Source organism: Pseudoroseicyclus sp. H15 (genome assembly GCF_054353345.1).
In genome coordinates this window covers 296,137-315,700 of record NZ_JBTHJE010000002.1, presented here as the reverse complement: position 1 = coordinate 315,700, position 19,564 = coordinate 296,137, and the positions used below count along the sequence as shown (strand labels likewise).

Sequence of the window (19,564 nt, the reverse complement as noted above, 5' to 3'; positions counted from 1 at the left end):
GCCGCCGGGGCGTGATGCCCTCGGCGGCTTCGTCATGTCTGGGGGGATATGTGTGCCGTTCAAGAAGCTGTTGATCGCCAACAGGGGCGAGATTGCCTGCCGTGTCATCAAGACGGCGCGTAAAATGGGGATTGCTACGGTCGCGATCTATTCCGACGCCGACCGCCGCGCGCTGCACGTGCAGATGGCCGATGAGGCGGTGCATATCGGCCCGGCGCCGGCGGCGCAGAGCTACATCGACATCGAGCGGGTGATGGCCGCTGTGCGGCAGAGCGGGGCGGATGCGGTGCATCCGGGCTATGGGTTCCTTTCGGAAAACCCGCGCTTTGCCAAGGCCTTGTCGGACGAAGCTGTGGCGTTTGTCGGCCCGCCTGCCGCAGCGATCGAGGCGATGGGCGACAAGATCACCTCGAAGAAGCTGGCCGACGAGGCGGGCGTCAGCACGGTGCCGGGGCACATGGGGCTGATCGCGGATGCCGATGAGGCGGCGCGGATTGCCGGAGAGATCGGCTACCCGGTGATGATCAAGGCCAGCGCCGGTGGTGGCGGCAAGGGTATGCGGATTGCGTGGGATGAGGATGAGGCGCGCGAAGGCTTCGAAGCCTCCAAGCGCGAGGCGGCTGCGAGCTTTGGGGATGACCGGATCTTCATCGAGAAGTTCGTCACTCAGCCACGCCACATCGAGATCCAGGTATTGGCAGACAGCCACGGAAATGCCGTCTATCTGCACGAGCGGGAATGCTCGATCCAGCGGCGCAACCAGAAGGTCATCGAAGAAGCGCCGTCGCCGTTTCTGGATGAAGAGACGCGGGCCGCCATGGGCAAGCAGGCCGTCGCACTGGCGCAGGCCGTAGGCTACCAGAGCGCGGGGACGGTGGAGTTCATCGTCGACGGGGCGCGCAACTTCTACTTCCTCGAGATGAACACCCGCCTGCAGGTCGAGCATCCGGTGACGGAGCTGATCACGGGCGTCGACCTCGTCGAGCAGATGCTCCGAGTGGCGGCGGGTGAGCCATTGCCCTTTGCCCAGGAGGATCTGAAGATCAACGGCTGGGCGATGGAATCGCGGCTCTACGCCGAGGACCCGTATCGCAGCTTCCTGCCCTCTATCGGCCGGCTCACGCGCTACCGACCGCCGGAGGAGGTGGCGACGCCCGAGAAGGTGGTGCGCAACGACACCGGTGTCGTCGAAGGCGGCGAGATCAGCATGTTCTACGACCCGATGATCGCCAAGCTCTGCACCTGGGCGCCAAGCCGCGAGGCGACCATTGGCGCGATGCGCGATGCGCTCGACAGCTTCGAGCTGGAGGGGATCGGGCACAACCTGCCGTTCCTCTCGGCCGTGATGGACCATCCGAAGTTCGTGGCAGGCGAGATGACGACAGCCTTCATCGCCGAGGAATGGCCCGAGGGTTTTGAAGGCGTCAGCCTGCCAGGCGGCCAGCTGCGCCGGCTGGCAGCGGTGGCGGCGGCGATGCACCGGATTGCCGAAATCCGCCGCGCCCGCATCTCGGGGCGCATCGACAACCACAAGCGCACGCTCGGCAGCGACTTCGTGGTGACGGCGCAGGGCGAGAGTTTCGCCGTGTCGACGGCGGCGGACCCGTTCGGCACCGATGTCACCTTCGCAGGCGGCGAGAAGATGCGGGTGACGGGGGCCTGGAGCCCGGGGCAGAGCCTGGCCCGGCTGCAGGTGGATGGCGAGCCGCTGCTGATGCAGGTGGCGCCGATGCCGCTGGGCTTTCGCATGCGGCTGCGCGGCGCCGATCTGCCGGTGCGGGTGATGACCCCGCGCCAGGCCGAGCTGGCGGCGCTGATGCCGGAGAAGCTGCCGCCCGACACGTCGAAGCTGTTGCTCTGCCCGATGCCGGGACTGGTGGTGAAGATGAACGTGGCCGTGGGTGATCAGGTTGAGGAGGGCCAGCCGCTCTGCACCATCGAGGCGATGAAGATGGAGAACCTGCTGCGCGCCGAGAAGCGAAGCGTGGTGACCAAGGTCAACGCCGCCGAGGGTGACAGCCTGGCGGTGGACGATGTGATCATGGAGTTCGAGTAGCTTGGGGGCCTAGCGGCCGCCGAGCGTGCCCGTCTCGCGGATTTCCTGCTGGCGGAGCGGCAGCTTGTCGATGGCATGGGCAATCTCGCGCGTGGCCCATGGGCTGGGCTTGCGCTGCGCGATGCGGCCGTCTTTGCCGACAAGGATCATGACGAAGCCGCGCGGGCGGAAGGTTTCGCGCACGGGGCTGTTCGCCGACGGCTCGGTATCGGCGATGACCAGCACGTCGCGGGCGATGAGATCGTTCCAGCCATCCTCGATCAGCTCCATCTGCTGGATGAAGTTGGGGTCGAGCGGGCTGTCGGCGAAGACGAAGAGCGGGCGGGCCACGTATTGCAGCTCTTCGACGCCGATCTCGAGGCCCGAGAAGACGCGCATCGGGTCGTCCCGCCAGGCGGCGAGGACACTTTCGGGCTCAGTCACCGCGAGAACGCCGGGCTCGCTCTCGGGCGAGGCCATCGCGGGCGCCGTCTCCTGCGCGGTGGCGGCGAGCGGCGCGAGGCCGAGGATTGCGGCGCAGATTGCGCGAAAAGCTGGCGTCATGCCCCAATATATAGGCGGCGGCGGGGCGCTTGCGAAGAGCGGCCTCGTGCCGATAGACAGAAATTTATCGCCCGCGATGAGGGCTTGCCGCGTTTCGGCCGGGCTTGAGGGGGCAATTGGGGAGGCTGCCGCGTGAAGATCACCCTGCATCTCGGCGCGCATCGCACGGGCACCACGACATTGCAGCGGGCCCTGGCGGCCAGCGGCCGGCCGCTGCGGGCGGCGGGGCTGACGGTGTGGCTGCCGGGGCAGACGCGCCGGGGCGGCTGGCTGAGCGGGCTGGACGGTCGGCCCGAAGAGGGTGCCGAGGCGGCGGGGCGCGACGCGACGGGGAAGCTGAGGGCCGAGTTGGCGCGGCTGGAGGGCGAGCGGCAGCGGCTGCTGATCTCGGAAGAGAACCTGCCGGGGACGATGCGCAACAACCTGCGGTGCCGAAGCCTCTATCCCGATGTGACGGCCTGGCTTGGTCGGCTGGGGCCGGCGCTTGAGGGGCATGAGGTCTCGCTGGGGCTCGCGATCCGCCCGCTCGATGAATATTGGGCCTCGGCCCTGGCCAACCTGGTTGCACGGGGGCAGCCGGCGGCGGATGACGAAGCGTTGGAGGCCATCGGCCGCTCGGTGCGCGGCTGGCGGCATGTGATCCGCGAGGCGGCGGGGGCGCTGCCGGGGACGAGCGTCACGGTTTGGCCCGCCGCCGCCTTCGCGCCCCGGCCGGAGGCGCAGCTGGCGCTGCTGGCGGGGGAGGCGTTCGCGGGCGCTCTGGCCGATGCCGGCGGGCGAGTGCACAACGCGCGGCCCTCGCTGGCGGAGCTGCGTGTGGCGCCGGGCGGCGCGGGCCTGCCGGAGGGCGAGGGGCCGTGGCAGCCGTTCTCGACGGCGCAGGTGGAGGCACTTCGGGACGTCTACGCCGCCGATCTGGATTGGCTGCGCGGCGGTGCCGAGGGGCTCGCGCGCTGCGTGGAAGAGCCCGCAACAGAAGGGATGATGCCATGAGTAAGGACGAGTGGCGCGCCCGCGCCGAGAAAGAGCTGAAGGGCCGGAGCCTCGACGGTCTGATCTGGCACACGCTGGAGGGCATCGACATCCAGCCGCTCTACACGGCGGAGGATGTTGCGGGGCTCGACCTTTCCGCCACGCCGGGCGAGGCGCCCTATACCCGCGGTCCGAGGGCGACGATGTACGCCGGGCGACCGTGGACGATCCGCCAGTATGCCGGCTTCTCGACGGCGGAGGAGAGCAACGCCTTCTATCGCCGGGCGCTGGCAGGCGGGCAGCAGGGCATCTCGGTGGCCTTCGATCTGGCGACGCACCGCGGCTACGACAGCGACCATCCGAGGGTGGAGGGCGATGTCGGCATGGCCGGAGTGGCCATCGACAGTGTCGAGGACATGAAGGTGCTGTTCGACGGTATCCCGCTGGGTGATATCTCAGTCTCGATGACGATGAACGGCGCTGTGATCCCGGTGCTGGCGAGCTTCATCGTGGCAGGTGAGGAGCAGGGGGTTAGCCGGGCGCAGCTGTCGGGGACAATCCAGAACGACATCCTCAAAGAGTTCATGGTGCGGAACACCTATATCTACCCGCCAGAACCGAGCATGAGGATCGTCGCAGATATCATTGAATATACGGCGAAAGAGATGCCGCGGTTCAACTCCATCTCGATCTCCGGCTACCACATGCAAGAGGCCGGCGCGACGCTGGTGCAGGAGCTGGCGTTCACCCTAGCCGACGGGCGCGACTACGTGCGTGCGGCCATCGCGCGGGGCATGAAGGTGGACAGCTTCGCGCCGAGGCTGAGCTTCTTCTTCGCCATCGGCATGAACTTCTTCATGGAGGCGGCGAAGCTGCGCGCTGCCCGGCAGCTGTGGCACCGGGTGATGGAGGAGTTCTCGCCGCAGGACCCGCGCTCGTCGATGCTGCGGACCCATTGCCAGACGTCGGGCGTGAGCCTGCAGGAGCAGGACCCGTACAACAACGTGGTGCGCACCGCCTATGAGGCGCTCTCTGCCGTGCTGGGGGGCACGCAATCGCTGCATACGAACGCCCTTGATGAGGCGATGGCGCTGCCATCGGACCATGCGGCGCGGATCGCGCGGAACACTCAGCTGATCCTGCAGGAGGAGACGGGGATCACCAATGTGGTCGACCCGCTGGCGGGTTCTTACTACGTCGAGAGCCTGACCGCCGAGCTGGCCGAGAAGGCCTGGGCGCTGATGGAAGAGGTCGAGAGCCTTGGCGGCATGACGCAGGCGGTGAGCCAGGGCATGCCGAAAGCGCGGATCGAGGCGGCGGCGGCCGGGCGGCAGGCGCTGATCGACCGGGGCGAGAGCGTGATCGTCGGGGTCAACAAGTACCGGCAGGACGAGGAGGCGCCGATCGACCTGCTCGATGTCGACAATGCCAAGGTGCGCGAGGGGCAGGTGGCTGGGCTGAAGAAGCTGCGCGCCGCCCGCGACGGCGCTGCGGTGGAGGCCGCATTGGCCGAGCTGGGCCGGCGGGCTGCCGAGGGTGGCAATCTGCTGGAGGCGGCGGTGGAGGCCGCGAGGGCGCGGGCGACGCTGGGCGAGATCAGTGGCGCGATGGAGCAGGTGTTCGGGCGGCATGCGGCCGAGACACATGTGCTCTCGGGCGTCTATGGCGGCGCCTATGAGGGGGACGCGGGGTTCGAGGCGCTGCAGGGCGATCTTTCGGCCTATGCGCAGGAGAAGGGTGCAGCGCCGAAGTTGATGGTCGTCAAGGTGGGGCAGGACGGGCATGACCGCGGCGCCAAGGTGATCGCCAGCGCCTTTGGCGACATCGGCTTCGATGTCTCGGTCGGGCCGCTGTTCCAGACGCCGGACGAGGCGGCGGAGGCGGCCATCGCCGAGGGGGCGCAAGTCGTGGGGATTTCCTCGCTGGCCGCCGGGCACAAGACGCTGGCACCGCAGCTGGTGGAGGCGCTGAAGGCGCGCGGGGCAGAGGATGTGATCGTCGTCTGCGGCGGGGTGATACCGCAGGGGGATTACGCCTTTCTGCGCGAGGCTGGGGTGCAGGCGATCTTCGGGCCGGGGACGAATATTCCCGAGGCGGCGCGGAAGATTCTGGGGCTGCTGCGTGGGGCCATCCCGAACCGGTAGGGCGGGTCGGCGATTTCCATATGGAAATCGAAGGCGGAACCCGTATGGTTTCCGACGCGCCGGGATTGACTGTGGGGCGAGGGCGGAGGACGGTCGCCGCCATGCGGCTCGACCATCTCGTCATCCTCTGTACCGACCTCGAAGAGGGCATCGCCCATGCGGAGGCGGCCCTGGGGCTGCCGCTGGAGCCCGGCGGCAAGCACGCGCGCTTCGGCACCCATAATGCCGTGATCTCGCTGGGCGACGGGATCTATCTTGAGGTCATCGCGCCCGACCCCGAGGCAGAGGCGCCCGCTGACCCGCGGTGGTTCGGCCTCGATGCCGTGAGCGGGCCGCCAAGGCTCGGCAACTGGGTTTGCGCGGTGGACGATCTCGACCGGGCGCTCGATGCGGCCCCCTTCGTGGGGGCGCCGATTGACTTGACCAGAGGCGATCTGCGCTGGCGGATCGCGGTGCCTTCTGGCGGTGAGCTGCCGATGGGCGGGGCCTTTCCGACGCTGATCGAATGGCAGACGCAGCCTGTGGGTGAGCGCCTGCCCGAGAGCGGCTGCCGGCTGCGGTCGCTCAGTCTTCAGGCACCTTTGGCCAGCGAGGCGCTGGCGGCGATGGGTGGGGCACTGCCCGATGCACGGATCGGCTTGACGGGGGCGGATCGCTTTCGCATCTCTGCGGAGATCGACACCCCCGGCGGCTCCCGCCACCTGACCTGAGCGCTAGATGATCCGCCCCGCGACGCCCGACGACATCCCCGCCCTTGCCGCGATCTGGAACCCGGTGATCCGGGACACCACGACGATCTTCTCCGACGAGGAGAAAACCGACGCTGCCATTGCCGAGATGATCGCGCAGCGCCCGGCCTTTCTGGTGGCCGAGGAGGGGGGCGAAGTGCTGGGCTTTGCGACCTACGGGCAGTTTCGCCCCTCGAACGGCTATGCCGCGTCGATGGAGCATACGGTGCTGCTGGCGCCCCGCGCCCATGGCCGGGGGATAGGCCGGGCGCTGATGACGGCGCTGGAGGCTGATGCGAGGGCGAAGGGCCACCACATCATGCTCGCCGTCGTCAGCCATGAGAATGCGGCGGGAATCGCCTTTCACAAGGCCGTCGGTTACCGCGAGACGGGGCGGCTGGCCGAGACGGGCCGCAAGTTCGGCCGCTGGCTCGATGCCGTGGTGATGCAGAAGACCCTCTGATCCTTCGGGAATTTTCGGCCGCCTGACGGCTGTTGCGGCGGGCGCCCGGCTCCGCGCGGTGGCACAGGTGCGTCGCAAGCTTTCCCCCCGATTGTCTGCCCTCAGCAAGCGAGGAGCGGGCGATGTTCGGATTTGGCAAGCAGGCGGGGAAGGATGTGCCGGCGGCGAAGGCGCCCGGGCCTGGGGGGCTGGAGGCGAAGGCCTCGGCGGCGGGCGGGGTGATCGCCTGGGCCGGCGGCCACCGCGTTGCCTGGAGCCCGCGCGACGTCGTCTCGCTCACCAAGACCGGCTTCACCGCCAACCCGGTGGGCTTTCGCGCAGTGAAGCTGATCGCCGAGGCTGCCGCCGCCCTGCCGCTGGTGCTGCAGAACGAGGCGCGCCGCTTCGAGACGCACCCGGTGCTTGCCCTGCTGGCCCGGCCGAACGGCGCGCAGGGGCGGGCGGAGTTTCTCGAGGCGGCCTATGGGCAGCTTCTGCTGACGGGCAATGCTTATCTGGAGGCCGTGGCCGGTAGCGCCGCGCCGGAGGAGCTGCATGTGCTGCGCTCCGACCGGGTGTCGCTGCTGCCGGGGGCCGATGGCTGGCCGGTGGCCTATGAGTACAGCGTGGGCGGCAAGAAGCACCGCTTCACACTCGGCGACGGGCCTGCGCCCGTGTGCCATATCAAGAGCTTTCACCCGCAGGACGATCACTACGGCCTGTCGCCGCTGCAGGCGGCGGCGGTGGCGATCGACGTGCATAATGCCGCCTCGCGCTGGTCGAAGGGGCTGCTCGACAATGCGGCCCGGCCCTCGGGCGCCATCGTCTATCGCGGGGCCGACGGGCAATCGGCGCTGAGCCAGGATCAATACGACCGCCTGCTCGGCGAGATGGAGAGCCAGCATCAGGGCGCGCGCAATGCCGGGCGGCCGATGCTGCTGGAGGGCGGGCTCGACTGGAAGCCGATGGGCTTCTCGCCCTCGGATATGGAATTCCAGATGACCAAGGAGGCCGCGGCGCGCGAGATCTCGGTCGCCTTCGGGGTGCCGCCGATGATTCTCGGGATTCCGGGGGACGCGACCTACGCCAATTACCAGGAGGCCAACCGCGCCTTCTACCGCCTGACCGTGCTGCCGCTGGCGGGCAAGCTGCTGGGCGCGCTGGCCGATTGGCTGGGCGACTTCACCGGCGAGCGGCTGGAGCTGAAGCCCGATCTCGACCAGATCGCCGCCCTTTCGGCCGAGCGGGAGAGCCAGTGGCGGCGCATCGCGGCGGCGGGGTTCCTGAGCGATGCCGAGAAGCGGCGCCTGCTGGGCCTGCCGCCGATGGAGGGGGCCGATGGGTGAAGAGCGCCCCTGGGCAGAGCCCTTCGCCTGCGGGCCGGGGCTGAAGATCGAGGCGTATGAGCGGCTCTCGGCGCTGCAATTCGCGCAGATGTCGGAGCATCTCAGCCGCATCGAGGCGGCGATGGAGCGGCTGGAGCGGCGGCTCTGGCTGACGGTGTACGGCGTGCTGGGCACGATCCTGGCGCAGGCCTTCCTGCAGATCATGGAGCGGATGGGTGATGGAACTGGAGCATAAATTCGCGGGCGCCGGCGCGGCCATGCGCCTGACCGACGGGCATTGCATCGAGGGCTACGCCTCGTTCTTCGGCCAGGCCGACAAGGGCGGCGACGTGGTGGAGCCGGGGGCGTACGCCGCTTGCCTGCGCAAGTTGGCGGGCAAGGGCGGGCGGGTGCGCATGCTGTGGCAGCATGACCCGCGCGAAGTGATCGGCATCTGGGACGAGGTCGTCGAGGACGGGCGCGGCCTGCGCGTGAAGGGCCGGCTGCTGACCGATGTGGCGCGGGGCCGCGAGGCGGCGGCGCTGATCGAGGCAGGGGCCATCGACGGGCTCTCCATCGGCTACCGCACCTTGCGCGCGACGAAAGACGACAAAGGGCAGCGGCGCCTGGCGGAGCTGGAGCTTTGGGAGGTGTCGCTGGTGACCTTCCCGATGCTGCCCGAGGCGCGCGTCGGTGCGAAGGGCGAGGGGAGTGCGGAGGAGGAGAGCTGGCGCGACCTGGCCGGGCTCTTCCGCCAGCTGCGCGAGGGGGTGGCGGCGGCGCGCGGGGGCGCAGCCGCCGGCCAAAGGGCGATCAACGAGGGACAAGGCAGATGACGCAACACGAGACACGCGGCGCCGGCGCCGCAACAGAGGCGAAGAGCGAGATGGCGGCTTTCATCAGCCAGTTCAGCAGCTTCGCCGCCGATATCAATGTGAAACTTCAAGAGCAGGACGACCGCATGACCAAACTCGACCGCAAGATGACCCAGCCCGGCCGCCGCCCGGCTCTCGCCCGCGGGGCCGAGGGCGAGGCGCCGCATCAGAAGGCCTTCAACGCCTATCTGCGCTCAGGCGACGACGATGGCCTGCGCCACCTTGAGCTGGAGGGCAAGGCGCTCGCCACCACCGGTGACGGCGGCTACCTCGTCGATCCGCAGACCTCCGAGACGGTCAATTCGGTGCTGAACGCCACCGCCTCGATCCGCGCCATCGCCAACGTGGTGCATGTCGATGCGTCGTCCTACGATGTGCTCGTCGACCATACCGAGATGGGGGCCGGCTGGGCGACCGAGGCCTCTACGATTTCGGAGACCTCGACCCCGGTGATCGACCGCATCACCATCGCGCTGCACGAGCTGTCGGCCATGCCGAAGGCCAGCCAGCGCCTGCTGGATGACAGCGCCTTCGATATCGAGGGCTGGCTCGCCGGGCGCATCGCCGAGAAATTCGCCCGGTCGGAGGCCGCGGCCTTCATCAATGGCGATGGCAGCGACATGCCGCGCGGCTTTCTCGATTACTCGCAGGTCGCCAACGCCTCCTGGGCCTGGGACAAGCTTGGCTATGTCACCACCGGGGCCGATGGCGCCTTTGCGTCGGTCAACGCCTCTGACGCCGTGGTCGATCTCGTCTATGCGCTGGGGGCCGAATACCGGGCCGGTGCGAGTTTCGTGATGAACTCGCGCACCACCGGCGCGGTGCGCAAGCTGAAGGACAATGACGGGCGCTTCCTGTGGAGCGACGGGCTGGCCGCCGGCGAGCCAGCGCGGCTGATGGGCTACCCGGTGCTGGTGGCCGAGGACATGCCGGACATCGGCTCGGATGCCTGCGCCATCGCCTTCGGCAATTTCGGCGCCGGCTACACCATCGCCGAGCGGCCCGACCTGCGGGTGCTGCGCGACCCGTTCTCCGCCAAGCCGCATGTGCTGTTCTACGCGACCAAGCGCGTCGGCGGCGGCGTGAGCGACTTCGCCGCGATCAAGCTGCTGAAATTCGGCACCTCCTGACCTTAGGGGCCCGAGTGACGGGCCGGCCGCACCGGCGGCCGGCCCACCCAGAAAGCGCGGCGCGAGGAGCCAGGCATGATTTTGGTGGAAGAAACAGGCGTGGACCTTGCGGCGCTGCCGGTGGCGGGGCTGAAGGCGCATCTGCGCCTGGGCACGGGCTTTGCCGACGGCCATCTGCAGGACGAGGTGCTGGAGGGGTTCGTGCGCGCTGCCCTCGCCGCCATCGAGGCGCGCACCGGCAAGGTGCTGATCGCGCGCGACTTTCTGTGGACGCGGGAGAGCTGGAGCGCCACCGCCCGCCAGCCGCTGCCGGTGGCGCCGGTAAGCGAGATCCTGAGCGTCGCGGTGACGGATGGCGAGGGCGTGGCGACAAGCGTAGCGCCGGAAGCCTGGCGGCTGGTGGAAGACACCTCACGTCCGGTGCTGGAGGCGCGCGGCGGGGCCTTGCCGAGCATCCCGTCAGGCGGACAGGTGGCGATCCGCTTCACGGCGGGCTTCGGGCCGGATTTCACCGACCTGCCGGCCGATCTGGCGCAGGCGGTGCTGATGCTGGCGGCGCATTACTACGAGTTCCGGCATGACACCAAGCTCGGCGCCGGCTGCATGCCCTTCGGCGTCTCGGCCCTGATCGAGCGCTACCGCAACGTGCGCCTGTTCGGGGGCCAGGCATGAAGGCCCCACAGCTGACCCGCCCGCTGGTGCTGGAAGCGCCGGAACGCGTGGCCGATGGGGCCGGGGGCTTCACCCAAGGCTGGGCGCCGCTGGGGACGCTCTGGGCAGAGGTGGCGCTCGGCAGCTTGGCCGAGGCGGCCGGGCAGGGCGGCCCGCAGGCGCGGCGGCGGGCGAAGGTCACCTTTCGGGCGGCGCCCCTAGGCGCGCCCTCCCGGCCCATGCCCGAGCAGCGGTTGCGCGAGGGCGCGCGGGTCTTCCGCATCCTGTCGGTCGGCGAGAGCGATGCGGGCCAGCGCTACCTCACCGCGCTGACGGAAGAGGAGCAGATCGGATGAGCTATGCGATGGCCGGCGCCCTGCAGCAGGCGCTCTATGCCCGGCTGACGGGCGACGCTGCCGTGGCGGCGCTGGTGGGCGGCGACATCTTCGATGCGCTGCCGCCGGGCGAGGCGCCCGATCTCTACCTGCTGATCGGGCCCGAGGCGGTGCGCGACCGCTCCAGCCAGACGAGCCGCGGCGCGCTGCACGAGTTCACGCTCAGCATCCTCGCGCGGCAACCGGGCTTCGCCGGGGCCAAGGCGCTGGCGGCGGCCGTTTGCGATGCACTTGCTGGGGCGCCGCCGGCGATGGCGCGGGGGCGGATCGTGAGCCTCGCCTTTCAGCGCGCCCGCGCGGCCCGGATCGAGACAGAGGACCGCCGCCGCATCGACCTGATCTTCCGGGCCCGTCTGGAAGACGACTAGCCCCCTCATTTCAAGGAGCAACGACATGGCGGCCCAGAACGGCAAGGACCTTCTCATCAAGATCGACATGGATGGCAGCGGCAGCTTCGAGACCGTCGCGGGCCTGCGGGCGACCCGCATCGCCTTCAACGCCGAGCAGGTCGATGTGACCAGCTTGGAGAGCACCGGCGGCTGGCGTGAGCTGCTCGGCGGAGCGGGCGTGAAGAGCGCCAGCCTCTCCGGCTCCGGCGTCTTCAAGGACGAGGTGACCGACGAGCGCTGCAGGGCGCTGTTCTTCAGCGGCGAGGTGCCGGAGTTCCAGGTGATCATCCCGGGTTTCGGCACGGTGGAGGGGGCCTTCCAGATCTCTGCCATCGAATATGCCGGCAGCTACAACGGCGAGGCGACCTACGAGATGTCGATGGCCTCCGCCGGGGTGCTGACCTTCGAGCCGCTGGTCTGATGGCGAACCCGTACGCAGGCGAGGTGGAGCTGAGCGTCGACGGTTTACCCATGCGGGCCCGGCTGACCCTGGGCGCGCTGGCAGAGCTGGAGGAGGCGCTCGGCACAGGCTCGCTGGCCGAGCTGATCGAGCGCTTCGAGGGCGGCGCCTTTTCCGGGCGCGACCTGCTGCTGCTGATCACCGCGGGTCTGCGCGGCGGGGGCTGGCAGGGCCGGCCGGACGATCTGCTGCAGGCCGAGATCGAGGGTGGCCCGGTGGGCGCGGCAGCGGCGGCGGCACGGCTTCTGGCGCTGGCTTTCGCGCCGCCCGAGGCGCCGTGAGCCGGATCGACTGGCCGGGGCTGATGCGGCTGGGCCTGCGCGGGCTGCGCCTGAAACCGGCCGAGTTCTGGGCGCTGACCCCGGCGGAGCTGCTGGTGATGCTGGGGCAGGACGGGGCGGGCGCCATGGGGCGGGCGCGGCTGGGCGAGCTGGCAGCGCGGTTCCCGGACCGGGGCGCGGGCGAAGAGGGCGGAGGGGGTCGCTGCCCCCCGCCTGCGGCCCCCCCGGGATATTTGCAGAAAAGCGAGGGGGAAGAGGGCGCGGGCCCCCGGGTGGCAGGAGATGTGGCGGATGACGGATGAACTGGACGGGTTCGCGGCCGAGATGGACGGGCTGGGCGGGGCGCTGGACGATGCGCGCGCCATGGGCGCCGCCTTCACGGCCGAGCTGGGGCGGATGCAGGCGGGCATGAAGCTGAGCGGGGCCGAGATGGGGCGGCTGTCGTCTGGCTTCTCGGGTGGCATCAGGCGCGCGTTCGACGGGGTGATCCTCGACGGGCAGCGCCTGGGCGACGCGCTGCGGGGCCTTGGGCGCTCGCTGGCCGAGACGGCCTATGACGCGGCGATGAAGCCGGTGACGGATCAGCTTGGCGGGCTGGTGGCGCGCGGGGTGGCGGGGCTGTTCGGCGGGGTCACGGCCAATGCGCTCGGCAATGGCTTTGCGCAGGGGCGGGTGATGCCGTTTGCGCAGGGCGGCGTGGTGACGGGGCCGACGACCTTTCCCATGCGCGGCGGCACCGGGCTGATGGGTGAGGCGGGGCCGGAGGCGATCATGCCGCTGGCGCGCGGGGCCGATGGGCGGCTTGGCGTGCAGGCGAGCGGCGAGGCGCGGGCGGTGCAGGTGACGATCAACGTCACGACGCCCGATGTCGCCGGTTTCCGCCGCAGCCAGAGCCAGATCGCCGCCGAGATGGCCCGCGCCCTGAGCCAGGGCCAGCGCAACAGATAGGGGCAGATGCCATGAGCTTTCACGATGTGCGATTTCCCGCCTCGCTGAGCTTCGGCTCGACCGGCGGGCCGGAGCGGCGGACGGAGATCGTCACGCTCGCCAACGGCTTCGAGGAGAGGAACGCGCCCTGGGCGCAGTCGCGCCGGCGCTATGACGCGGGGCTGGGCCTGCGCAGCCTCGACGATCTCGAGGCGCTGATCGCCTTCTTCGAGGCGCGGGCCGGGCAGCTCTACGGCTTTCGCTGGAAGGATTGGGCCGATTACCGCAGCGCGCCGCAGGCCGAGCCGGTGGGCCCGGGCGACCAGCTCATCGCGATCGGCGACCATGTGACGGCGGAGTTTCCGCTGGTGAAGACCTATCGGTCGGGGCCGGCGGCGGCGTATCGGCCGATTGCCAAGCCGGTGGCGGGCAGCGTGCGGGTGGCCGTCTCAGGCGACGAGCTGGTCGAGGGGGAGCATTGGTCGCTCGACCCTGCGACCGGCGTAGTGAGCTTCGCGACGCCGCCTGCGGTGGAGGCGCGCATCACGGCGGGCTTCGAGTTCGACGTGCCGGTGCGGTTCGATACGCACCGGATCGCGATCTCGCTGGCCTCGTTCAATGCGGGGGAGTTGCCGAGCGTGCCGGTGGTGGAGCTGCGGTTATGAGCCTGGTTGGCCATTTGGAGAGCGGGGCGACGACTGTCTGCCGCTGCTGGGACGTGCGGCGTGCCGATGGCGCCCTGCTGGCCTTCAGCGATCACGATGCCGATGTGCGCTTCGGCGGGCTGGTCTACCGCGCCGCGACGGGCCTGACGGCCAGCGCGCTGGTGCAGGCGACGGGGCTCTCGGTGGACAACGCGGAAGCCCTGGGCGCGCTCAGTGACGAGGCCATCACCGCGGCGGATATCGAGGCGGGCCGGTATGACGGCGCCGAGGTGCGCGCGTGGGCCGTGAACTGGGCCAACCCGGCCGAGCGGGTGCTGCGCTTCGCCGGGCATATCGGCGAGATCCGGGCCGGGGGCGGTGCCTTTCATGCCGAGCTGCGCGGGCTGGCCGACCGGCTGGGCCGGGTGCAGACCCGCAGCTATCAGCGCGATTGCCCGGCGGTGCTGGGCGATGCGGCCTGCGGCGTGGATCTGTCACTGCCGGTGTTCCGGGTGGAGGCCGAGGCGCTGCAGGCCAACGGCAGCCTCATCGAGATCGCCGAGCAGCCGGGATATGCGCCCGGCTGGTTCGCCAAGGGGCGGCTGGAGGTGCTCAGTGGCGCCGCCAAGGGCCTCGCGGCCGTCATCAAGCGCGACATTGCCGAGGCGGGCGCGCCGCGAATGCTGGAGCTCTGGGCGCCGCTGCCGGGGCCGCTGGTGGCCGGCGATCTGTTGCGGGTGACGGCAGGCTGCGACAAGCGTGCGGCGACCTGCCAGGCGCGCTTCGAGAATTTCGCCAACTACCGGGGCTTTCCGCAGATCCCGGGGGAAGACTGGCTGATGGCCGTTCCCAGGGGCCAGGCGGATGAGGATGGCGGCTCGCTGAGCGGGGGCGCGGCATGAGCGAGATCGTCGCTCTCGCGCGCGGCTGGCTGGGCACGCCCTATCGCCATCAGGCGAGCTGCAAGGGCGCCGGCTGCGATTGCCTGGGGCTGCTGCTGGGGGTCTGGCGCGAGCGCTATGGCGCGCTGCCCGAGGAGATCCCGCCCTACCGGCCCGACTGGGGCGAGGTGCGGGGCGAGGAGGTGCTGCTGGCGGCGGCGCTGCGGCATCTGCGGCCACGCGCGACCGGGCAGGGCGCACCGGGCGATGTGCTGCTCTTTCGCATGCGGCAGGGGGCCATCGCCAAGCATGTGGGCATCGCCGCCGGCTCCGGGGCCGGCGCGAGTTTCATTCATTCCTACCAGGGGCACGGGGTGGTCGAGAGCCCGCTTTCCGCCCCCTGGGCCCGGCGCATCGCGCATCGTTTCGCTTTCCCAGAGGAGCTCTGAGCCATGGCGACCCTTCTTCTTTCTGCCGCCGGCTCCGCCATCGGCGGCACGCTAGGCGGCTCTCTCATGGGCCTGCCGATGGCCTCGGTCGGCCGCGCGGCGGGTGCCGTGGCGGGGCGGCTGATCGACGGGGCGCTCCTTGGCGGCAGCGCGCCGGCCGAGAGCGGGCGGATCGACCGCTTTCGCGTCACAGGGGCGCAGATCGGCACGCCGGTGGGACAGGTGCATGGGCGGATGCGCGTGGGCGGGCAGGTGATCTGGGCCTCGCGCTTTCTGGAGGAGCCAGTGGCGGGTGAGCCGACCAGCGGCGGCGGCAAGGGCGGGGCGCGGCGGGCGCCGGTGGACTACGCCTATTCGGTGAGCCTCGCCGTCGCGCTTTGCGAGGGGCCGATCACGCGGGTGGGCCGGATCTGGGCGGATGGTGAAGAGGTCGACCGCAGCCAGCTGACCATCCGCGTCTATGAGGGCAGCGAGACCCAGGCGCCCGACCCGAAGATCACCGCCATCGAGGGGGCGGCGCCGGCCTATCGAGGCACCGCCTATGTGGTGTTCGAGGATCTGCCGCTCGGCCCCTGGGGCAACCGGGTGCCGCAGTTCAGCTTCGAGATCTTCCGCCCGGGTCTGCCGGAGGAGGCGGAAGATTTCGCCGGCCTGACGCAGGGCGTCGCCATGATCCCGGGCACGGGGGAATACGCGTTGGCGACCTCGCCGGTCTGGCTGTCCGGCGAGCTGGGGGAGCAGGTGCCCGTGAACCTAAACACCAAGGGCGGTGGCACTGATTTCACCGCCTCGCTGACGGCGCTGACGGAGGAGCTGCCGCGCTGCGGCTCGGTCAGCCTGGTTGTGAGCTGGTTCGGCGACGACCTGCGCTGCGGTTCCTGCCAGATCAAGCCGAAGGTGGAGCAGGTGGATGTCGATGCGCCGGAGATGCCCTGGCGCGTCGGGCCGCTGACCCGCGCCGAGGCGGAGGAGGTGCCGAAGGTGGGCGGCAACCCCGTCTACGGCGGCACGCCCTGTGATGCCTCGGTGATCGAGGCGATCCAGAGCCTGAAGGCGGCGGGACAGGAGGTGATGTACTATCCCTTCATTCTGATGGAGCAGATGGCGGGCAATACCCTGCCCAACCCGCTGACGGGCGGCACAGGCCAGCCGCCGCTGCCCTGGCGCGGGCGGATCACCACCGCTTTGGCCGCCGGGCTCGAAGGCACCACAGACGGCACCGCCGCGGCGGAGGCGGAGGTGGCCGCGTTCTTTGGGACGGCGGCGCCGCAGGACTTCACGCTGGGCGGCGGCGAGGTCACCTATGACGGCCCGGAGGAGTGGAGCTTCCGCCGCTACATCCTGCATCAGGCCATGCTCTGCGCCGCCGCTGGCGGGGTGGAGGCGTTCTGCATCGGCAGCGAGATGGTCGGCCTCACGACCATTCGGGGCGCCGGACACAGCTTTCCCGCCGTGACCCAGCTCATCGCGCTGGCGGCGGATGTGCGCACGATCCTCGGCCCCGAGACCAAGCTCACCTATGCCGCCGACTGGAGCGAGTATTTCGGCTACCAGCCGCCCGGCACGATGGACCGCTACTTCCACCTCGATCCGCTCTGGATGGACGGCAACATCGATTTCATCGGCATCGACAATTACATGCCGTTGTCGGACTGGCGCGAGGGCGAGGATCACGCCGATGCCGGGGCGGGCGCGATCTACGATCTGGGTTACCTCTCCGCCAATGTCGCCGGCGGCGAGATGTACGATTGGTACTACGCCAGCGACTACGACCGTGAGCACCAGATCCGCACCCCCATCACCGATGGCGAGGCCGAGCCCTGGGTCTGGCGGGCCAAGGACATCCGCTCGTGGTGGTCGAAGCTGCATTACGAGCGCATCGACGGCGTGCGGCAGGCGCAGCCCACTGCCTGGCAACCGCGCTGCAAGCCGATCCGCTTCACCGAGCTTGGCTGCGCGGCGGTCGACAAGGGCACCAACCAGCCCAACAAGTTTCGCGACCCCAAGAGCAGTGAAAGCGCGCTGCCCTATTTCTCCAACGGCCAGCGCGACGAATACATCCAGCTGCAATACATGCGTGCCCATCACCGGCACTGGAGCGACCCGGCCAACAACCCGGTCTCGCCTCTCTATGACGGCCCGATGGTGGACTGGCCCCGGACCTATTGGTGGGCCTGGGATGCGCGGCCGTTCCCCGCCTTCCCCCAGCGCGGCGACCTCTGGACTGATGGCGACAACTACGCCCGCGGGCACTGGCTGACCGGCCGCACCAGCGCCCGGCCGCTCAGCGCCGTGGTGCGCGACATCTGCGCCCGCTCCGGCGTGACAGCGGTGGAGACGTCGCGCCTGCACGGCATCGTGCGCGGCTACCAGATGGCCGAGGAGGCCACGGGCCGCGCCGCGCTGCAGGTGCTGATGCTGGCCTTTGGCTTCGACGCGGTGGAGCGGGACGGGGCGCTGCATTTCATCTCGCGAGGGCAGAAAGGCGCCGTGGCGCTGACACCGGATCGCTTCGTGCTCGACCCCGAGGCCGAGGCGACGCGGGAGGATATCCGTTCGGCAGAGGCCGAGCGGGTCGGCCGTGTGCGGCTGAGCTATCTGGAGGGCGAGGGCGAATACCAGGCCGGCGCGGCAGAGGCCGTCTTCGCCGACGACCCCTCGCTGCTCGTCTCCGCCTCGGAGCTGCCGCTGGCGCTGACGCGGGGCGAGGCGCGCAACATTGCCGAGCGCTGGCTGGCTGAAGCGCGGCTGACCCGCGAGACGCTGCGCTTCGCCCTGCCGCCCTCCGACGGGGCGGCGCTGGGCGTGGGCGATATCGTCTCTCTGGGCAACCGCCGCTTCCGGCTCGACCGGCTGGAGGATGTCGGCTTCCTGCGCGCCGAGGCGACGCGGGTGGAGCCCGAAACCTACCGCGGCCAGGATGCCGCCGACGAGCTGCCGGGCGCGCCCGTCTCCGTTCCGCCCGTGCCGGTCGAGGCCATCTTCATGGACCTGCCGCTGATCACCGGCGCCGAGGTGCCGCATGCCCCGCATGTCGCCGCTACCGCCCGGCCCTGGCCCGGCGATGTGGCGCTCTACGCGGCGAATGACGGCGAAAGCTTCGGCGCGCCGCAGCTGCTGCCGAAGCCCGCCATCGTCGGCACGCTTCTCACACCGCTGGCCGCGGCCGAGCCGGGGCTGTGGGACAGGGGGGCGGCGCTTCGGGTTAAGCTGATCTCGGGTGAGCTGCTCTCGGTCAGTGACGAGGCGCTGCTGCAGGGCGCGAACCTGGCCGCCCTCGGGCCCGGCAACGGCTCCGCCTGGGAGGTGATCCAGTTCCGCCGTGCCGAACTGGTCGGCCCGCGCACCTATGATCTGACGATGCGCCTGCGCGGCCAGCTCGGCAGCGAGGCGCTGATGAAGGAGGTCTGGCCCGCTGGCAGCTTCTTCGTGCTGCTCAACGGCCGGCCCCGCCAGGCGAACCTGCCGCAGGATCTTCGCGGCCTGCCACGCAGCTACCGCTATGGCCCCGCCAGCCAGCCGCTCGATCATGCCAGCTACCGCGAGGCGGAGCTTTCCTTCCGCGGCGCCGGCCTGCGCCCCTACGCCCCCTGCCACCTGCGCGCCGTGCCGCGCCCTGGCGGCGGCACAGATTTCCTATGGGTTCGCCGCACCCGGCTGGAGGGCGAGAGCTGGGAGAGTGAGGAGGTGCCGCTCGGCGAGGCCTATGAGCGCTACCGCATCCGCATCCTGCCGCCCGGCGGCGGCGCGCCGATCCGGGTGGAGGAGGTGGCACTGCCGGCCTGGACCTATGGCGCCGCCGAGCAGGCCGCCGACGGGGCAGGGGCCGGCTACCGGCTGGAGGTCGAGCAGCGCTCCGACCGCTGGGGCTGGGGCATTCCGGCGGGGATCAACCTCGCCTGCTGCGCCCGATCACCCTGACCGACCTCGACAGCGCAGCCCGCGCGCTGCTCACCTGCCCGCCGGGCGAGCAGCCGGCCCTCGCTGCGCAGATGTTGCACGAGGCCGACATAGCGGACCGCTACCGCAAGCGCCTCCACCGCCCACACACCCTCGGCTCCGGCACGCTGGCCGAGGCGGCGCTTCGCCGCCCGCGCGCGCCCGGCCCCTCGCTCGATAGCCGGGCCTATCTGGAGGCGCTCTCCACTCTCCTCACCGCCATCGCGACCTGGCGGTCTCATCGCCAGCGGTGATGCGGCGGATCAGAGCTTTGGTCTTGGCAGATGGGGCCCGCAGCCCTAAGTCCATGGGTAACTGACCCCAGGAGTGGCG

Annotated in this window: 22 protein-coding genes; 21 read left to right on the top strand and 1 reads right to left on the bottom strand. The window is 70.2% G+C overall.

What is annotated here, in order from left to right; translation table 11 throughout:
* Positions 1-34 precede the first annotated feature (34 nt).
* The gene (locus tag ACXN5S_RS05425; RefSeq protein ID WP_458604385.1) at positions 35-2,056 is read left to right on the top strand and encodes an acetyl-CoA carboxylase biotin carboxylase subunit; all 2,022 of its coding nucleotides are present in this window, start codon (positions 35-37) and stop codon (positions 2,054-2,056) included.
* A 9-nt stretch (positions 2,057-2,065) separates the two neighbouring features.
* Here the strand turns inward: ACXN5S_RS05425 and ACXN5S_RS05420 are convergent, their stop codons facing one another.
* Positions 2,066-2,599 carry a DUF4174 domain-containing protein gene (locus ACXN5S_RS05420; RefSeq protein WP_458604384.1) on the bottom strand — a complete coding sequence of 178 codons (534 nt, stop codon included), beginning with the start codon at positions 2,597-2,599 and terminating at the stop codon, positions 2,066-2,068.
* A 132-nt stretch (positions 2,600-2,731) separates the two neighbouring features.
* On the opposite strand from ACXN5S_RS05420, the gene ACXN5S_RS05415 reads away from it, so the two are divergent.
* The 20 genes from ACXN5S_RS05415 (at position 2,732) to ACXN5S_RS05320 (ending at position 19,485) form a co-directional block, all read left to right on the top strand.
* Positions 2,732-3,592, top strand: a complete 861-nt coding sequence (locus ACXN5S_RS05415; protein WP_458604383.1) for a hypothetical protein — start codon at positions 2,732-2,734, stop codon at positions 3,590-3,592.
* A complete protein-coding gene (gene scpA, locus ACXN5S_RS05410) occupies positions 3,589-5,715 on the top strand; it encodes a methylmalonyl-CoA mutase (RefSeq protein ID WP_458604382.1) in 2,127 nt (708 codons plus the stop codon). The genes ACXN5S_RS05415 and scpA overlap by 4 nt, the downstream gene beginning before the upstream one ends.
* A gap of 101 nt (positions 5,716-5,816) precedes the next feature.
* Entirely contained in the window at positions 5,817-6,425 is a 609-nt protein-coding gene (locus ACXN5S_RS05405) for a VOC family protein (RefSeq protein ID WP_458604381.1), read from the top strand.
* 7 nt (positions 6,426-6,432) lie between these two features.
* On the top strand, positions 6,433-6,906 hold the full coding sequence (locus tag ACXN5S_RS05400; protein ID WP_458604380.1) for an N-acetyltransferase family protein: 474 nt from the start codon (positions 6,433-6,435) through the stop codon (positions 6,904-6,906).
* Between the two features lie 122 nt (positions 6,907-7,028).
* Complete coding sequence (locus ACXN5S_RS05395) at positions 7,029-8,231, top strand: phage portal protein (protein ID WP_458604379.1); 1,203 nt, start codon at positions 7,029-7,031, stop codon at positions 8,229-8,231.
* Positions 8,224-8,466: a GTA head formation protein, RCAP_rcc01685 family gene (locus tag ACXN5S_RS05390; protein WP_458604378.1), complete on the top strand. Its 243-nt coding sequence runs from the start codon at positions 8,224-8,226 to the stop codon at positions 8,464-8,466. Before ACXN5S_RS05395 ends, ACXN5S_RS05390 begins: the two co-directional genes overlap by 8 nt.
* Positions 8,450-9,046: an HK97 family phage prohead protease gene (locus ACXN5S_RS05385; protein ID WP_458604377.1), complete on the top strand. Its 597-nt coding sequence runs from the start codon at positions 8,450-8,452 to the stop codon at positions 9,044-9,046. The genes ACXN5S_RS05390 and ACXN5S_RS05385 overlap by 17 nt, the downstream gene beginning before the upstream one ends.
* Complete coding sequence (locus ACXN5S_RS05380) at positions 9,043-10,215, top strand: phage major capsid protein (RefSeq protein ID WP_458604376.1); 1,173 nt, start codon at positions 9,043-9,045, stop codon at positions 10,213-10,215. Before ACXN5S_RS05385 ends, ACXN5S_RS05380 begins: the two co-directional genes overlap by 4 nt.
* A gap of 75 nt (positions 10,216-10,290) precedes the next feature.
* Positions 10,291-10,887 (top strand): head-tail connector protein, encoded by a 597-nt coding sequence (locus ACXN5S_RS05375; protein WP_458604375.1) that lies wholly within the window; start codon positions 10,291-10,293, stop codon positions 10,885-10,887.
* Positions 10,884-11,222 (top strand): head-tail adaptor protein, encoded by a 339-nt coding sequence (locus ACXN5S_RS05370; protein ID WP_458604374.1) that lies wholly within the window; start codon positions 10,884-10,886, stop codon positions 11,220-11,222. Before ACXN5S_RS05375 ends, ACXN5S_RS05370 begins: the two co-directional genes overlap by 4 nt.
* Complete coding sequence (locus ACXN5S_RS05365; RefSeq protein ID WP_458604373.1) at positions 11,219-11,629, top strand: DUF3168 domain-containing protein; 411 nt, start codon at positions 11,219-11,221, stop codon at positions 11,627-11,629. Before ACXN5S_RS05370 ends, ACXN5S_RS05365 begins: the two co-directional genes overlap by 4 nt.
* 25 nt (positions 11,630-11,654) lie before the next feature.
* Complete coding sequence (locus ACXN5S_RS05360; protein ID WP_458604372.1) at positions 11,655-12,071, top strand: phage major tail protein, TP901-1 family; 417 nt, start codon at positions 11,655-11,657, stop codon at positions 12,069-12,071.
* Positions 12,071-12,391, top strand: a complete 321-nt coding sequence (locus ACXN5S_RS05355; protein ID WP_458604371.1) for a gene transfer agent family protein — start codon at positions 12,071-12,073, stop codon at positions 12,389-12,391. Before ACXN5S_RS05360 ends, ACXN5S_RS05355 begins: the two co-directional genes overlap by 1 nt.
* Positions 12,388-12,693 carry a rcc01693 family protein gene (locus ACXN5S_RS05350; protein WP_458604370.1) on the top strand — a complete coding sequence of 102 codons (306 nt, stop codon included), beginning with the start codon at positions 12,388-12,390 and terminating at the stop codon, positions 12,691-12,693. Before ACXN5S_RS05355 ends, ACXN5S_RS05350 begins: the two co-directional genes overlap by 4 nt.
* A complete protein-coding gene (locus ACXN5S_RS05345; RefSeq protein WP_458604369.1) occupies positions 12,683-13,339 on the top strand; it encodes a phage tail tape measure protein in 657 nt (218 codons plus the stop codon). The genes ACXN5S_RS05350 and ACXN5S_RS05345 overlap by 11 nt, the downstream gene beginning before the upstream one ends.
* An 11-nt stretch (positions 13,340-13,350) precedes the next feature.
* Entirely contained in the window at positions 13,351-13,983 is a 633-nt protein-coding gene (locus ACXN5S_RS05340; RefSeq protein ID WP_458604368.1) for a phage distal tail protein, Rcc01695 family, read from the top strand.
* Positions 13,980-14,864, top strand: coding sequence for a DUF2163 domain-containing protein (locus ACXN5S_RS05335; RefSeq protein ID WP_458604367.1), 885 nt, complete (start codon positions 13,980-13,982; stop codon positions 14,862-14,864). Before ACXN5S_RS05340 ends, ACXN5S_RS05335 begins: the two co-directional genes overlap by 4 nt.
* Positions 14,861-15,292 (top strand): NlpC/P60 family protein, encoded by a 432-nt coding sequence (locus ACXN5S_RS05330; protein WP_458604366.1) that lies wholly within the window; start codon positions 14,861-14,863, stop codon positions 15,290-15,292. Before ACXN5S_RS05335 ends, ACXN5S_RS05330 begins: the two co-directional genes overlap by 4 nt.
* 3 nt (positions 15,293-15,295) lie before the next feature.
* Positions 15,296-19,213 carry a baseplate multidomain protein megatron gene (locus ACXN5S_RS05325; RefSeq protein ID WP_458604365.1) on the top strand — a complete coding sequence of 1,306 codons (3,918 nt, stop codon included), beginning with the start codon at positions 15,296-15,298 and terminating at the stop codon, positions 19,211-19,213.
* Positions 19,156-19,485, top strand: a complete 330-nt coding sequence (locus tag ACXN5S_RS05320) for a DUF7742 family protein (RefSeq protein WP_458604785.1) — start codon at positions 19,156-19,158, stop codon at positions 19,483-19,485. Before ACXN5S_RS05325 ends, ACXN5S_RS05320 begins: the two co-directional genes overlap by 58 nt.
* Positions 19,486-19,564: the final 79 nt, after the last annotated feature.

Excerpts from the sequence above, each read along its gene's own strand:
- ACXN5S_RS05425 (WP_458604385.1), top strand. The coding sequence starts at position 35 with ATGTCTGGGGGGATATGTGTGCCGTTCAAGAAGCTGTTGATCGCCAAC.
- ACXN5S_RS05420 (WP_458604384.1), bottom strand. The coding sequence starts at position 2,599 with ATGACGCCAGCTTTTCGCGCAATCTGCGCCGCAATCCTCGGCCTCGCG.
- scpA (WP_458604382.1), top strand. The coding sequence starts at position 3,589 with ATGAGTAAGGACGAGTGGCGCGCCCGCGCCGAGAAAGAGCTGAAGGGC.
- ACXN5S_RS05405 (WP_458604381.1), top strand. The coding sequence starts at position 5,817 with ATGCGGCTCGACCATCTCGTCATCCTCTGTACCGACCTCGAAGAGGGC.
- ACXN5S_RS05400 (WP_458604380.1), top strand. The coding sequence starts at position 6,433 with ATGATCCGCCCCGCGACGCCCGACGACATCCCCGCCCTTGCCGCGATC.
- ACXN5S_RS05395 (WP_458604379.1), top strand. The coding sequence starts at position 7,029 with ATGTTCGGATTTGGCAAGCAGGCGGGGAAGGATGTGCCGGCGGCGAAG.
- ACXN5S_RS05390 (WP_458604378.1), top strand. The coding sequence starts at position 8,224 with ATGGGTGAAGAGCGCCCCTGGGCAGAGCCCTTCGCCTGCGGGCCGGGG.
- ACXN5S_RS05385 (WP_458604377.1), top strand. The coding sequence starts at position 8,450 with ATGGAACTGGAGCATAAATTCGCGGGCGCCGGCGCGGCCATGCGCCTG.
- ACXN5S_RS05380 (WP_458604376.1), top strand. The coding sequence starts at position 9,043 with ATGACGCAACACGAGACACGCGGCGCCGGCGCCGCAACAGAGGCGAAG.
- ACXN5S_RS05375 (WP_458604375.1), top strand. The coding sequence starts at position 10,291 with ATGATTTTGGTGGAAGAAACAGGCGTGGACCTTGCGGCGCTGCCGGTG.
- ACXN5S_RS05370 (WP_458604374.1), top strand. The coding sequence starts at position 10,884 with ATGAAGGCCCCACAGCTGACCCGCCCGCTGGTGCTGGAAGCGCCGGAA.
- ACXN5S_RS05365 (WP_458604373.1), top strand. The coding sequence starts at position 11,219 with ATGAGCTATGCGATGGCCGGCGCCCTGCAGCAGGCGCTCTATGCCCGG.
- ACXN5S_RS05360 (WP_458604372.1), top strand. The coding sequence starts at position 11,655 with ATGGCGGCCCAGAACGGCAAGGACCTTCTCATCAAGATCGACATGGAT.
- ACXN5S_RS05355 (WP_458604371.1), top strand. The coding sequence starts at position 12,071 with ATGGCGAACCCGTACGCAGGCGAGGTGGAGCTGAGCGTCGACGGTTTA.
- ACXN5S_RS05345 (WP_458604369.1), top strand. The coding sequence starts at position 12,683 with ATGACGGATGAACTGGACGGGTTCGCGGCCGAGATGGACGGGCTGGGC.
- ACXN5S_RS05340 (WP_458604368.1), top strand. The coding sequence starts at position 13,351 with ATGAGCTTTCACGATGTGCGATTTCCCGCCTCGCTGAGCTTCGGCTCG.
- ACXN5S_RS05335 (WP_458604367.1), top strand. The coding sequence starts at position 13,980 with ATGAGCCTGGTTGGCCATTTGGAGAGCGGGGCGACGACTGTCTGCCGC.
- ACXN5S_RS05330 (WP_458604366.1), top strand. The coding sequence starts at position 14,861 with ATGAGCGAGATCGTCGCTCTCGCGCGCGGCTGGCTGGGCACGCCCTAT.
- ACXN5S_RS05325 (WP_458604365.1), top strand. The coding sequence starts at position 15,296 with ATGGCGACCCTTCTTCTTTCTGCCGCCGGCTCCGCCATCGGCGGCACG.